This window comes from Bradyrhizobium viridifuturi, assembly GCF_001238275.1.
In the GTDB taxonomy this organism is placed as follows: domain Bacteria; phylum Pseudomonadota; class Alphaproteobacteria; order Rhizobiales; family Xanthobacteraceae; genus Bradyrhizobium; species Bradyrhizobium viridifuturi.
Map to the genome: position 1 here is coordinate 48897 of NZ_LGTB01000012.1, position 12759 is coordinate 61655.

General features: G+C 64.9%; 13 protein-coding genes and 1 pseudogene. 4 read left to right on the top strand and 10 right to left on the bottom strand.

Going from position 1 to position 12759, the window contains the following annotated elements; all coding sequences use genetic code 11:
• Positions 1-111: 111 nt before the first annotated feature.
• The 4 genes from ALC15_RS12835 (at position 112) to ALC15_RS12850 (ending at position 2866) form a co-directional block, all read left to right on the top strand.
• Positions 112-369, top strand: coding sequence for a hypothetical protein (locus ALC15_RS12835; protein ID WP_128089509.1), 258 nt, complete (start codon positions 112-114; stop codon positions 367-369).
• Positions 370-539: 170 nt separating this feature from the next.
• Entirely contained in the window at positions 540-1196 is a 657-nt protein-coding gene (locus ALC15_RS12840) for a TetR/AcrR family transcriptional regulator (RefSeq protein ID WP_050627536.1), read from the top strand.
• A 391-nt stretch (positions 1197-1587) separates the two neighbouring features.
• The gene (locus tag ALC15_RS12845; protein ID WP_050627537.1) at positions 1588-2250 is read left to right on the top strand and encodes a DUF3313 domain-containing protein; all 663 of its coding nucleotides are present in this window, start codon (positions 1588-1590) and stop codon (positions 2248-2250) included.
• Positions 2251-2302: 52 nt separating this feature from the next.
• The gene (locus ALC15_RS12850) at positions 2303-2866 is read left to right on the top strand and encodes a DUF2147 domain-containing protein (protein ID WP_050627538.1); all 564 of its coding nucleotides are present in this window, start codon (positions 2303-2305) and stop codon (positions 2864-2866) included.
• A gap of 143 nt (positions 2867-3009) precedes the next feature.
• Here the strand turns inward: ALC15_RS12850 and ALC15_RS12855 are convergent, their stop codons facing one another.
• The 10 genes and pseudogenes from ALC15_RS12855 to ALC15_RS12895 all read right to left on the bottom strand — a co-directional run bounded on the left by ALC15_RS12855 (position 3010) and on the right by ALC15_RS12895 (position 12573).
• On the bottom strand, positions 3010-4236 hold the full coding sequence (locus tag ALC15_RS12855; RefSeq protein ID WP_050627539.1) for an ABC transporter substrate-binding protein: 1227 nt from the start codon (positions 4234-4236) through the stop codon (positions 3010-3012).
• Between the two features lie 151 nt (positions 4237-4387).
• On the bottom strand, positions 4388-5443 hold the full coding sequence (locus ALC15_RS12860) for an NHL repeat-containing protein (RefSeq protein WP_430649159.1): 1056 nt from the start codon (positions 5441-5443) through the stop codon (positions 4388-4390).
• Between the two features lie 266 nt (positions 5444-5709).
• Complete coding sequence (locus tag ALC15_RS12865; RefSeq protein ID WP_050627541.1) at positions 5710-6450, bottom strand: SDR family NAD(P)-dependent oxidoreductase; 741 nt, start codon at positions 6448-6450, stop codon at positions 5710-5712.
• 89 nt (positions 6451-6539) lie between these two features.
• Positions 6540-6683: a hypothetical protein gene (locus ALC15_RS44560; protein ID WP_162240489.1), complete on the bottom strand. Its 144-nt coding sequence runs from the start codon at positions 6681-6683 to the stop codon at positions 6540-6542.
• Positions 6684-6695: 12 nt separating this feature from the next.
• A pseudogene (gene purF / locus ALC15_RS12870) lies at positions 6696-8236 on the bottom strand (amidophosphoribosyltransferase).
• Positions 8237-8270: 34 nt separating this feature from the next.
• The gene (locus ALC15_RS12875) at positions 8271-8906 is read right to left on the bottom strand and encodes a CvpA family protein (protein ID WP_050425444.1); all 636 of its coding nucleotides are present in this window, start codon (positions 8904-8906) and stop codon (positions 8271-8273) included.
• A 186-nt stretch (positions 8907-9092) separates the two neighbouring features.
• Positions 9093-10574, bottom strand: a complete 1482-nt coding sequence (gene radA / locus ALC15_RS12880; protein ID WP_050627542.1) for a DNA repair protein RadA — start codon at positions 10572-10574, stop codon at positions 9093-9095.
• 78 nt (positions 10575-10652) lie between these two features.
• Positions 10653-11324: an HAD family hydrolase gene (locus tag ALC15_RS12885; protein ID WP_050627543.1), complete on the bottom strand. Its 672-nt coding sequence runs from the start codon at positions 11322-11324 to the stop codon at positions 10653-10655.
• 97 nt (positions 11325-11421) lie between these two features.
• Complete coding sequence (locus tag ALC15_RS12890) at positions 11422-12027, bottom strand: hypothetical protein (protein WP_050627544.1); 606 nt, start codon at positions 12025-12027, stop codon at positions 11422-11424.
• A gap of 258 nt (positions 12028-12285) precedes the next feature.
• Entirely contained in the window at positions 12286-12573 is a 288-nt protein-coding gene (locus ALC15_RS12895) for a hypothetical protein (protein ID WP_050627545.1), read from the bottom strand.
• Positions 12574-12759: the final 186 nt, after the last annotated feature.

Below are 12759 nucleotides of genomic sequence, written 5' to 3' on the forward strand. Positions count from 1 at the left end.
CGATTGCGTCATTTTGGCTATTTACAAACCATCCGGTTGGTTTGTATAAAACCGGATGCTGGTTGAAGATGCGTGCATCGCCCCGGAGGCCGCGCCGCCAGGAGGAGCATGGTGACCGACGAGGCCATTGAAATCTGCGATGAGTTGACCCGCTTCAGCGACGCGCAGGCGGCGCTGCTGACGTCGCGCAGCCTCGTCTATCTGACCGACCTGAAGCTCGAAGGCGGCAGGCACGGCACGATCGTCGCCGCCAGTTATGCCGACGCCCAGGCTGTCGCCCGCGGGCGCGGTCGAGGCGAAAGGGTGATCGGCCGGATGGCTCGCGGTTTCCTTCACGGCCTGCTGCAGAAGGTTCGCTTGTGCGCGTGAGTTATTGGATAGCGCGATGATTGATTGCTGAAACTGATGCGTTCCCTTGAGGCCGGCACCGGCATTTCGGGGACGTCGTTCGCGCTGCCGGCGGACTTCGATGCAGCGCTTGAGATTGACCGGAGCCGCTGAGATACTGCCGTTTCAAGCGACTCTCTGCTGAGTAAACCATGGATAATCCTTCCCGCTCGGAACGCTCCCGCAACGCCGCACTCGACGCTGCGACCACCATCCTGACACGCGACGGTCCGGGACGCCTGACGCTGGACGCAATTGCGCGCGAGAGCGGTCTCAGCAAGGGCGGCGTGATGCATCAGTTCCGCACCAAGGAAGCGGTGCTGCGTGCTCTGCTCGAACAGCAGATGGCGTATTTCGAGGAGTTCTCGAACCGCTACATCGCCAAGGCGCGCGAGACCACGGACCAGCCGGAGCTGGCGGCGCAGATCGCAACGCTGCGCGAGGCGATCTCGACGCCGCGGTCGGGCGCGTTCGCACTGCTCGCCGCGATGAACGAGAATCCGGAATTGATGGCGATGCCGCGTGATGTCGATATCGAGAAGGTCGCGCGCATGAAGGCCGAGGCGCGCGATCCGGATCTCGCGTTGCTGCGCTGGGCCGCGGCGAGGGGACTGCTGCTCAGCTCGCTGTTCGGCCTGTCGTCGCTGTCGGACGCCGAGCGCGACCGGCTGTTCGAGCGGTTGCTCGACGACAGCAAGTGGACGACGCTGGAGCAGGGCGCGAAGGCAAAGCCAGCCAGGACGACGGCATCGCCGCAGCCTGCCGCCGCGCGCGCCGCAAAGCCGGCATCGGCGCGCAAGCGCAGCTGATTTCCGGCGCTGCTCGAAAACACAACGCCGCCCAAGCGGAATATGGATCGCTTGGCGGCGTTGGATCGGCACCGGGCCCCTGAAATCCCCCGGCGAGCTGTGCGGTAGCACAGGAGATGTCGCAGGTTTGTGACAAGGCACGACCGCTGTTTGCGAAGCTGCCTCACTCATTTCCCCAGCGCTTCGACCGCTGAAATTTTCCATCCGTTTCCTGCGATTGCAACTTTACAAACCAACTGGTCGGTTTTATAGTTCATCGCACTGAGGCAAGGTCTGGCGGCGCGCTCACAGCGAGCCAGATCGGCAGTGACGGCCGCAGCCGTAACTTTAGCCCCGGACGCGGCTGCGGCCGAGCTGCTCTTCCGCCTTAGGATCGGATGAGGAGATTGGAATGGAGAGCTCGATCGCCGTGCGCGGTCTGGGAGCGATGGCGCTTTGCGTCCTCGCGGGAGGATGTGCCGCCGTCACGCCGGTGGCTTATTCGGAGGTGGCCTCATCGGCCTACATGACGCCGGACACGTCGGATTCCTCAGGCCGCGTGCCGTATCGCTATGCGCCGCCGGTCGACTGGCGGAGCTACAACAAGGTGATGCTCGATCCGGTCGTGATCTATCGCGGCGCCGATCATCAGTTCGGCAACATGTCCGAGAAGGACAAGGAGACACTCGCCGCCTATATGCAGACCCGCTTCGCCGACAAATTGCGCGGCCGCTTCACGCTGGTGAATACGCGCGGGCCGAACACGTTTCGCGTGCGGCTGACCTTGACCGGCGCGGTCGCCAACACGCCGGTGCTCGGCACGCTGTCGCGCTTCGACATGGCCGGCGCGATCTACAACGGCGTACAGGCCGCGCGTGACGGCGAGGGCACGATGACCGGCTCGGTGATCTATGCGGTCGAGATGTTCGACAGCTCGACCGCGCGGCTGCTCGGCGCCTATGTCAGCAAGCAGTATCCCAACGCCTACGACATCAAGGCGAGCGTCGGCGATCTCGCCGCCGCCACCACCGGTATCGACAAGGGTGCCGACGCCTTCATGGCGCAACTGAAGTGAGGCGCGTCGCGCGTGTCCTGCAAATCATCCCGACACTGAAAGGTCCTGGACAATGAACTTTCTGGTTCGCATGTTTCTGCGCAGCCTCGTCGCCGCCTTACTGATGAGCTCGACCGGCCGCGCCGAGACGATCCCCACAGATCCCAGCGGCACCTGGCTGACCGAAAACGGACAGGCGCGCATTCGCCTCGAGCGCTGCGGCAGCGCGCGCGACCGCATCTGCGGCTTCATCGTGTGGATGAAGGAGCCGCTCGATCCGCGCGGCCAGCCGCTCCGCGACAGCCTCAATTCCGATCCCGACAAGCGCACGCGCGCGCTGCTCGGCCATCAGCTGATCCTCGGATTAAAGCTGTCGCCGGAGGGCCGGTTCGACGGCGACATCTACAATGCCGAGGACGGCAAGTCCTATTCGGTCTCGCTGTGGCGCGACAAATCCGACCGGCTGAAGCTGAAGGGATGTCTGATGAAATTCCTGTGCCAGACCCAGACCTGGACGCAGACGCTCGACGTGCAGCCCGGACAACTCGTCGGCCTGACCGGCGACCTCGGCGGCCCGCGCGCCGACCGGGAGTGGGCCTCATTGCCGCCGCCGGCAAGGAAGTCGGCGGCGAAGTGATGGAGCGTCGGGTGCGCTAGTGGGCTGGCTCGCTGTGGAACGTCATTGCGAGGAGCGAAGCGACGAAGCAATCCATCGTGCCGCGTTTGCGGTGCTATGGATTGCTTCGCTTCGCTCGCAATGACGAAGGAATGGTGTGCTGCCTATTTCTTCACCAGCGGACAATCGCTGGCCTCGAGCGGCTTGGCGGCGTCTTCCGGCGAGATGGTGGCGATCAGCTTGTAATAGTCCCAGGGATATTTGGATTCCTCGGGCTTCTTCACTTCGAACAGATAGGCCGGGATGATGCGGCGGCCGTCGATCCGCAGCGGACCCTTGCCGAACAAGGGATCGTCGGTCGGGATCTCCTTCATCTTGGCAACGACCTTGGCGCCGTCATGCGGATTGCCGCCCATCGCGTCCAGCGCCTTCAGGTAATGCAGCACGCCGGCATAGACGCCGGCCACCGTCATCGAGGGCATCGAGCCCTTCGGCGAGACCTTCTGGAAGCGCTTCGACCAGGCGCGGGTCTGGTCGTTCATGTCCCAATAGAACGACTCGGTGAAGGTGAGGCCCTGCGCGATCTTGAGGCCCAGCGCGTGCACGTCGTTGACGAACAGCAGCAGCGCCGCGAGCTTCTGCCCGCCCGCGGTGATGCCGAATTCGGACGCCTGCTTGATCGCGTTGGTGGTGTCGCCGCCGGCATTGGCGAGGCCGATGATCTTGGCCTTGGACGCCTGCGCCTGCAGCAGGAACGAGGAGAAGTCGGCGGTGTTGAGCGGGTGCTTGACGCCGCCGAGCACCTTGCCGCCGTTGGCGGTGACAACCGCGGAGGTGTCGCGTTCCAGCGCATGGCCGAAGGCGTAGTCTGCGGTGAGGAAGAACCAGGTGTCGCCGCCCGCCTTGGTCAGCGCCTTGCCGGTGCCGTTGGCGAGCATGTAGGTGTCGAACGTGTAGGAGATCGTGTTGGCGTTGCAGGCCTTGCCGGTGAGATCGGCGGTCGCCGCGCCCGAATTGAGCACGATCGAGTTCTTCTCCTTGGCGAGGTTGCTCACCGCCAGCGCGACGCCGGAGTTCGGTGTGTCGGTGATGATGTCGACCTTCTCATTGTCGATCCAGTTGCGCGCGATGTTGACGCCGACGTCGGGCTTGTTCTGGTGGTCGCCGCTGACCACCTCGATCTTCCAGCCCTTGGCGCGCAGGCCGGAATCTTCCACCGCCATGTTGGCCGCAGCCACTGAATTGGGGCCGCCGATGTCGGCATAGAGGCCCGACATGTCGTTCAGCACGCCGATCTTGACGTTCTTGTCCTGCGCAAGGGCAGGGGTTGCAAGGCCGAGTGCAGCGCAAGCAAGAAGCACGGCGTGGCGCCGTGCGAGCGTCGTCGTCATCAGACATTCCCTCCACTGTGATTTTTTCCGGACGGCCCTCTTGGGGAGCCTTGTGCCGGTCGTTCGGGTTCCCGCTTACCCTGTCCGGGTGGAGGCGGCAATCCGCATAAAGCCGGATGAGCTGCGTCGAAGCGTCATCCTTTGGTCATCTCTACTTCAGCGCGTCCGAGGTCAGCTTGAACTTCTGGACCCGCTTGCCCTCGACCTCGCCGGTGTAGACATTGCCCTTCTGATCGACCGCCATGACGTGGAGCAGGGCGAATTGCCCGGCATTGCGGCCGCTATGGCCGAAGGTGCCGACCACGCTGCCGTCGTCGCGCTTCAGCACGCGGATCTCGTTGTTGGCGCCGTCGGCGTTGAGCAGATAGGTCTGTTTCGGATCGGGCCACAGCGCGAGATCGAACACCGCGCCGTCGCCGCGGGTGTTCTTCTCGTAGAACCATTCCCGCACGAAGGTGCCGTTCTTCTGGAATACCTGGATGCGGTCCTGGCTGCGGTCGCAGACATAGACCAGCCCGTCATTGGCGATCTTGATGCAATGCACGGGATTGCCGAACTGCTCCTGCACCGCGGCGCTCGGATCGTAAGGCGGCTGCTTGTCGTCGGTCGGCAGCTTGCCGTAGCCGCCCCAGTGCCGCTTGTAGGCGAGCGTGGTGGCGTCGAACACGATGACGCGGCGGTTGCCGTAGCCGTCGGCGATGTAGAGCTCGTTGGCATCCTTGTCGATCGCCATTTCGGCGGGGCGGCCGAGCTGGGTGGTGTCGTTGCTGTTGGTGCGGGCTGCGATCTTGCCGATCTGGCCGAGATACTTGCCGTCGAGCGAGAACTTCAGGATTTCGCTGTCGTCATCGGCATTGCCGCCGATCCAGACGAAGCCGCGCTCGTCGACCTCGATGCCGTGCTCGCGGCCGACCCATTGATAGCCGTCACCGGGGCCGCCCCAGGCGCGCAGCAGATTGCCGTCGACGTCGAACTCCAGCACCGGCGGCGCGGCCACGCAGCATTTCGCGCGCGGCGGGGTCAGGCTCGCCGCCTTCTCGCCGTCGGTCAGCGAGCGCGGCCGGTGCACCACCCAGATATGCCCCTGCCAGTCGACGGTGATGCCGCCGACCTGGCCGATGATCCAGTTGTTGGGCAGCTGCTTCGGCCAGGACGGATCGACCGCGAAGGTCGGGACCTCGCCGGCCCGGGCGGGCGCGGGCGGCATGAGAAGCGCTGATGATGCGATGCCGGCGGAGAGAAACAATCCAGTGAGAATGGAGTGCGCGCGATTGAACGTCGGCGTCATGATGCCTCCCGAGATTTTTCTTGGCGGTCGTCCCGCTGGGGGGGCAGTCAATCGTGAGGCGGGGGGCGAGTCAACGGGGACAACCGTCATCGCGAGCGCAGCGAAGCAATCCATCCTTCCGCGGATGCGGGCGCGTGGATTGCTTCGTCGCTTCGCTCCTCGCAATGACGGCGGAGGGATTGCCGTCAGAGCGGCGGCTGGAAAGTCCGCAGCGTGCGCGCCTTGTAGTCGTAGAGCTTGCCGGTTTCGGTCCACTCGGGCGCACACATCGGCACGATGAATTCGGCCGCCATGTCGGGCGTATCCAGCGTCATCGGGTCTTCGCCGGGAAACACCTGCGCGCGCATCCGGGTGCGGATCGGGCCGGGGCTGAACAGATTGACGCGCAGCGGTGTGTTGGCGGTCTCGTTGGCCCAGGAGCGCACCAGTGCGTCCAGCGCGGCCTTCGAGGCGGCATAGGGGCCGAGATAGGCGCTGGCCTTGTGCGCCACGCCCGAGGTCACGAACACCGCACGGCCGGCGTCGGACTGGCGCAGCAGCGGGTCCATGCAACGGATCAGCTGGAAGTTGGCGGTGACGTTGATCGCCATCACGTCGTTCCACGGCTTCAGCTCGATATGGCCGAGCGGCGAGGACGGGCCGGCGGTGCCGGCATTGCCGACGAGGATGTCGAGCTTGCTGTGGCGCTCATGCAGCGCGAGCCCGAGCCGCGCGATGCCCTCGTAATCGGTCAGTGAGAGCGGCACCAGCGTGGCGCTGCCGCCGTGCTTGCGGATCTCGTCGTCGAGCTCTTCCAGCCCGCCCTGCGTGCGCGCCACCGCGACGACATGCGCGCCGGCTTTTGCAAGGGCGACTGATGTCGCGTAGCCGATGCCGCGCGAGGCGCCGGTCACGAGGGCGATACGGGAGGCGAGGGGTTTTGTCATGTCTGTCTGTCCGCGTCTTTGCCGGGGGTATTACAGACAGAAATGGCCGGGACAAGCCCGGCCATGATGAATTCCTGCACTACCGAAGCTCACAAACTGCCGCCTTGGTCCATATTGGCGCTGTTGGTCCCGTTGCCCGAATTGTCGGGTGTCACCTTCATGCCCTGGCGGAAGGCAAATACGATGAAGCCAACCAGCAGCACCCCATAGAGAATGCCGATGATTGGCTGCATGGCCTCGTTCCGTCAGCTCGCCTCCGCCAGCAGCGAGAGCTGGCGCGGCGCGGGCTCGGTCTCGCTCTGGTCGGTGAGGTGGGTCGGATAGCGCCGGTGAAGCAGTGGTCGGCGAATTTCGGGCTGGCGGGATCGCGGCCCTCATAGCCCATCGCGCGGTACATGCCGTCGATCGACAGGAAGGCGAGCGAGTCGGCGCCGATGATGTCGCGCATCTCCTCGAGCGAATGGGTTGCGGCCAGCAGACCGCCGCGATCGGGCAGGTCGATGCCGTAATAGTCGGGATAGAGGATCGGCGGCGAGGCGAGGCGGAAATGCACCTCGCGGGCGCCGGCGTCGCGCATCATGCGCACGATCTTCTTCGAGGTGGTGCCGCGCACCAGGCTGTCGTCGATCAGGATGATGCGCTTGCCCTCGATCGCGGCGCGGTTGGCCGAATGCTTCATGCGCACGCCGAGCTCGCGCACGGTCTGGGTCGGCTGGATGAAGGTGCGGCCGACATAGTGGTTGCGGATGATGCCGAGCTCGAACGGCACGCCGGAATACTGGCTGTAGCCGACCGCGGCGGGCACGCCGGAATCCGGCACCGGCACCACGACGTCGACCTCGGGATGGCTCTCGCGCGCGAGCTGCGCGCCGAAGGCCTTGCGCACGTCATAGACCGAGCGGCCGCCGACGATCGAATCCGGCCGCGCGAAATAGATGTACTCGAAGATGCAGGGCCGCGCCGGCTTCGGCGGGAACGGCTTGTGGCTGTGCGCGCCCTTCTCGTCGAACACGATGATCTCGCCGGGCTCGATGTCGCGGACATATTTGGCGCCGATCATGTCGAGCGCGCAGGTCTCCGAGGTCAGGATCGGATGGCCGTCGAGATCGCCGAGCACCAGGGGGCGGATGCCGAGCGGATCGCGTGCGCCGACCAGCTTCTTGTTGGTCATTGCGACCAGCGCATAGGCGCCCTCGATGGTGCGCAGCGCTTCGATGAAACGGTCGATGAAACGGGTGCGCTTCGACTGCGCGACGAGATGCAGGATCACCTCGGTGTCGGTGGTCGACTGCATCATGGCGCCGCCCTTGACCAGCTCGCGGCGCAGGGTCAGGCCGTTGGTCAAATTGCCGTTGTGGCCGACCGCGAAGCCGCCGGCGCTGAGCTCGGCGAACAGCGGCTGCACGTTGCGCAGGATGGTGCCGCCGGTCGTGGAGTAGCGGACATGGCCGACCGCGGCGTTGCCGGGCAGGCGGTCGATCACCTCGCGGCGGGAGAAGGCGTCGCCGACCAGGCCGAGGCGGCGTTCACTGTGGAAGCGGCCACCGTCGAAGGAGACGATGCCGGCGGCTTCCTGGCCGCGGTGCTGCAAGGCGTGCAGGCCGAGCGCGGTGATCGCGGCGGCCTCGGAGTGGCCGAAGATGCCGAACACGCCGCATTCCTCGCGAAGCGTGTCGCCATCCAGGTCGGGGTGGTACCGGAGATCGTCTTCCCGGAGATGTTCCTGCAATTCCGTCGGGCCGAGGTCGAGATCCAGTTGGTCGGCGTGATCGGAAGGGGTTTGCATCTCGTTCATCGCCTCTCGTAAGGGCCCAAACAGTTTATCGGCCCGCGGGTTTCTCGATCAGCTTTTTCAAGCTGTCACGCGCAGGTTTGCTATAGCCATCACCCGACGCCGGCGTCGCCTGATCGTTGGTATCAGCCGCAGAATCGTCGTCTGGCTTATTCTTCTTGAACTTCTTTAAGATGGTGTTCTCGGGGTCGTCAGGCAAGAGCGACATCAGCCAATCCCCGGTTCCCTGCAGCACCACCCGGGACTTCGCGCCGGTCACCCAATCGGGCCGCTGCTTGTCCGGAACCAGCCAGGTGAAGAACATGAACGCCACGACCACGATCAGCAGGCCGCGGGCGAGCCCGAACAGGAAGCCGAGGGTGCGGTCGAGCGCGCCGATCCGGGAATCCAGGATCATGTCCGAGATCCGCACCGTGATCACCGAGACCACGATCAGCGTGCCGATGAAGGTGCCGGCGACCACGACCACGGCCGCGACCGTGTCGTTATTGAAGTAAGTTTTGGCGGTCGGCAGCAGCTTGGAGAAAGCATACAGCGTGACCAGCGCGGCGGCGCCCCAGGCCGCGATCGACAGGATCTCGCGCATGAAGCCGCGCACCATGGCAAGCAGGCCCGAAATCAGCATCACGCCGAGCAGGACGAGATCGAGGATCGTTATGGGCATCGGCTGGTCAGGTCCGCTGGTACGTTTCGGTACGCTGTTAAGGGCTTACGTCGTTAAGGCTCTCGCGAATCGGCGTCTCGGTGCCGTCCTAACTGAGGCGCATCAGGGGCATCCGGCAAGGCCGGAGCGCCACCTGTCCCGCGCGGCGGATGTATAGCGGCGGGGGGCTGTTACGTCACGCCTGCATTAGCTCGTCTCGCGACGGAATCGGGCCGGTGTGGCATTTTTCTCAGCCGCATCAGTGCCCCCGGAGCCGCTTTGGTCGTTCCTCGGCGCAACCCGGCCGCCTCTGGGCGTGCCGCGCGCCGCAATTTCCGCGACCAGCGTGGTCAGATTGCCGACGCTGTTGAACGAGAGCCCCATATCGCCACCCGGTTCGCCGCGGGCCGATTCGGGCAGGATGGCGCGGCCGAAGCCGAGCTTGAGCGCCTCCTTGAGCCGGGCCGGGGTCTGCGCGACGGGGCGGATCGCACCCGACAGCGAAATCTCGCCGAAATAGACCGCATCCGTCGGCAAGGGCGCATTCACCAGCGAGGACACCAGTGCGGCGGCCGCGGCGAGGTCCGCGGCCGGCTCCTGAATGCGCAGCCCGCCGGCGACGTTGAGATAGACGTCATGTCCGGACAATTTGACGCCGCAATGCGCCTCGAGCACCGCCAGCACCATCGACAGCCGGCTCGGGTCCCAGCCCACCACGGCGCGGCGCGGCGTGCCGAGCGAGGTCGGCGCCACCAGCGCCTGCAATTCGACCAGCACCGGGCGGGTGCCCTCGATGCCGGCGAACACGGCCGTGCCGGGGCTGCCGAGCTCGCGTTCGCTGAGGAACAATTCGGAGGGGTTGGTGACCTCGCGCAGGCCGAGCCCGGTCATCTCGAACACGCCGATCTCGTCGGTGGCGCCAAAACGGTTCTTCACCGAGCGGAGGATGCGGAACTGCTGCGAGCCTTCGCCCTCGAACGACAGCACCGCATCGACCATGTGCTCGACCACGCGGGGGCCGGCGATCTGGCCATCTTTTGTGACATGGCCGACCAGGATGATCGCGGCCCCGGTCTTCTTGGCGAAACGAATGAGGGCCTGCGCCGAGGCGCGGACCTGGGTCACCGTGCCGGGCGCGGATTCCACCGTGTCGGTCCACATGGTCTGGATCGAATCGATCACGATCAGGCGCGGCACCGCGCCTTCGGACAGCGTCGAGACGATGTCCTCGACCGAGGTCTCGGACGCCAGCTGCACCGGCGCATCGGCGAGCCCGAGCCGCTCGGCGCGCAGCCGCACTTGCGCCACCGCCTCTTCGCCGGAGATATAGACCGCGCGGTGGCCGGCGCGCGCCATCATGGAGGTGGCCTGCGTGAGCAGCGTCGATTTGCCGATGCCGGGATCGCCGCCGACCAGCAGCACCGAGCCGCGGACGAAGCCGCCGCCGGTGACGCGGTCGAGCTCGGTCATGCCGGACGACAGCCGCGGCGCGTCCTGGGTCTTGCCGGACAGCGATTCCAGCGCGAACGTCCGTCCCTTGCGCTTGCTGCGGATCGAGACCGGCACCGAGCCCGTGGTGTCTTCCTCGGCCAGCGTGTTCCACTCGCCGCAGGAGTCGCATTTGCCCTGCCAGCGATTATACGCCGCGCCGCAGTTCTGGCAGACGAAGGAGAGGGTGGATTTGGCCATGGAGCAGATGAGTCGCGTGGTCGACGATGCACGGCTGCTTAGCACGGAAAGCCTGATGCGAGCGACATGCTCGATGGATCACCCAGCCATCCGGAAGAAATGCCGGGCGATCTGCTCCACTTCGCGCCACGAGGTCGCCAGATGTACCGCGCCTGCGTTGCGCAGGACTTCGTCGTGCCCGTCGCGGATGTGGCTCGCGGCGCACAGGCCGATCGCGGTCATGCCGGCCGCTACCGCTCCCCTGATGCCGCCGGCGCTGTCCTCGATGACGAGGCACGCACTGGGCTTTGCGCCGAGCTGCTCGGCGGCAAGCAGGAAGATATCGGGATGCGGTTTGCCGCGCGCGACCATGTCGGCGCTGAAGACGCGGCCGTCGAATTCCGCTTCCAGTCCAAGCACCGAGAGGCACAATTGCAGGCGCTCCATCGAGCTGGACGAGGCGATGCAGCGCGGGATGTCGGAGAATTTCCGGATGAAGTCGGTGGCGCCGCTGACCTCCTTGAGGTCAGAGCGAAGCCGGTCCAGCGTGGCGCGGCTGAACGCGCTCAGGAAATCGGCCGGCACCGGTCTTCCGATCGCGGCTTCGATCTCGGCGACGACGTCGGCCCATCGTTTGCCCGAATAGCGACCGAGTGCCTGATCGAGCGTGGTTGGTTGTCCGAGGTCACTGACGGTCTGCGCAAGTACAGCGTTGGCGATGGCCTCGCTGTCGGCGATCACACCGTCGAAGTCGAAGATCAATGCGCCCACGCGCAGCCCCCAAAGCAGACGACGCCGTCCTAGCAGAACCGGGCCACCATGCGTGCAACACGTTCTGTTGCAGACTATCTCAGCGCCGCGCGCCGAATCAGCGGGAGAAGACCCGTGTTCCGGCCGGCCATCGCGGCCGCTCGCTCACCGGGCTTGCGCCGATCTCCCACCCGACACCGCCCCAGAGCACGTCGACGGCACCAAGCTCTCCCGCGACATCGCGGACGTAAAACACATTCGGCTTGGCGCTGATCTCGAGGGAGCCGCCGCTGCCGTTCGGCTGTTGCTGCAACATGCACCAGACGTCGGCCAGCCGGCTCTCGTGGCTCTGGCCCAGTCTGGCCAGGATCTCGTTGTCGCTCGAGGCTGCGTTCATGACGAAGGTTTGCAACGATGCGCCGCCGACATCGTCCTCGACCTTGTTCGCGAAGCGCTTTGCGAATGTCGCGCCCAGCCAGGAGATCTTCACCGAAGCGCTCGACGCAACGTCTTCCTTGAAATGCTCTTTCGCGATGAATTTTTCGACGTGCGGGATCGCCGAGGTCGACGATGGATCGGACGGTTCCGTGGCTTTCGGCTGCAGGGAACATGCGACGCGGCCGGCGGCGGCAGCCGATTGGGGTTTCGTATCGTCCGCGGCGACGCCAAAACCTTGTGCTGCCAGAAGGAAGATCAGCGACAGGGTAAGGCTTGGCTGACGCATCTTGTTGTCCCTGTCTCCGCTGTGTTCGCGGAGACAAGGTAAACCACACCTTGTAGATGTAAATTAAAGATCGTGTTTCTGGTTAAGGATAAAAAGTAAGTTCAACTAAAACGAGAATTTGAATCAAATGCTCTCCGGCGCGTGGAACCCGAATGTTGCTCTCGGCCGCTGCGTCCAAAGCGCGATGAGATCGTGCTTTGGACTCTTCTCTGAGCATGATCTTTCGGAAAGCCGCTTCGCACTTTTCCGGATCATGCTCTAGGCGCGGATGTCTCGCGCGGACAGCAGCAGCTGCGGATTCCCGCGCAGCACCGAACCCGTCGGCAAAGCCCGGCAGCATCTTGCCTGCGCGCGCAGCGGATCGCTCCAGCTCCAGCGAACACGCCACGACGGATTGTTCGCGTAGGCTGGAATGCGCCAGACCCAGATCGTTTCGTAGACGCTGTCTCCGAACTGCTCGACGTCGGGCTTCGCTGTCGGCCACAAGGCCGAGCCGGCAACAGCGAGCGTTACGGTCACCGCAGTCGTGATCATCATCTTGCGCATCGCGCGTCTGCCTTTCTCGCCTGTCGGGGTTCCGACAAGCCGCTAGTCCCAATGCTTCGACTTGCGATCCCGAATCCATCAGGCCGACATCAGACGCTGAGGTGCGCGCGCGATTGCGCACCATGTGCTGCCTGACTCCTGGGGATTCGCATCCGGGTCGTCGATCAATCCCGTGATGCCTGCTAG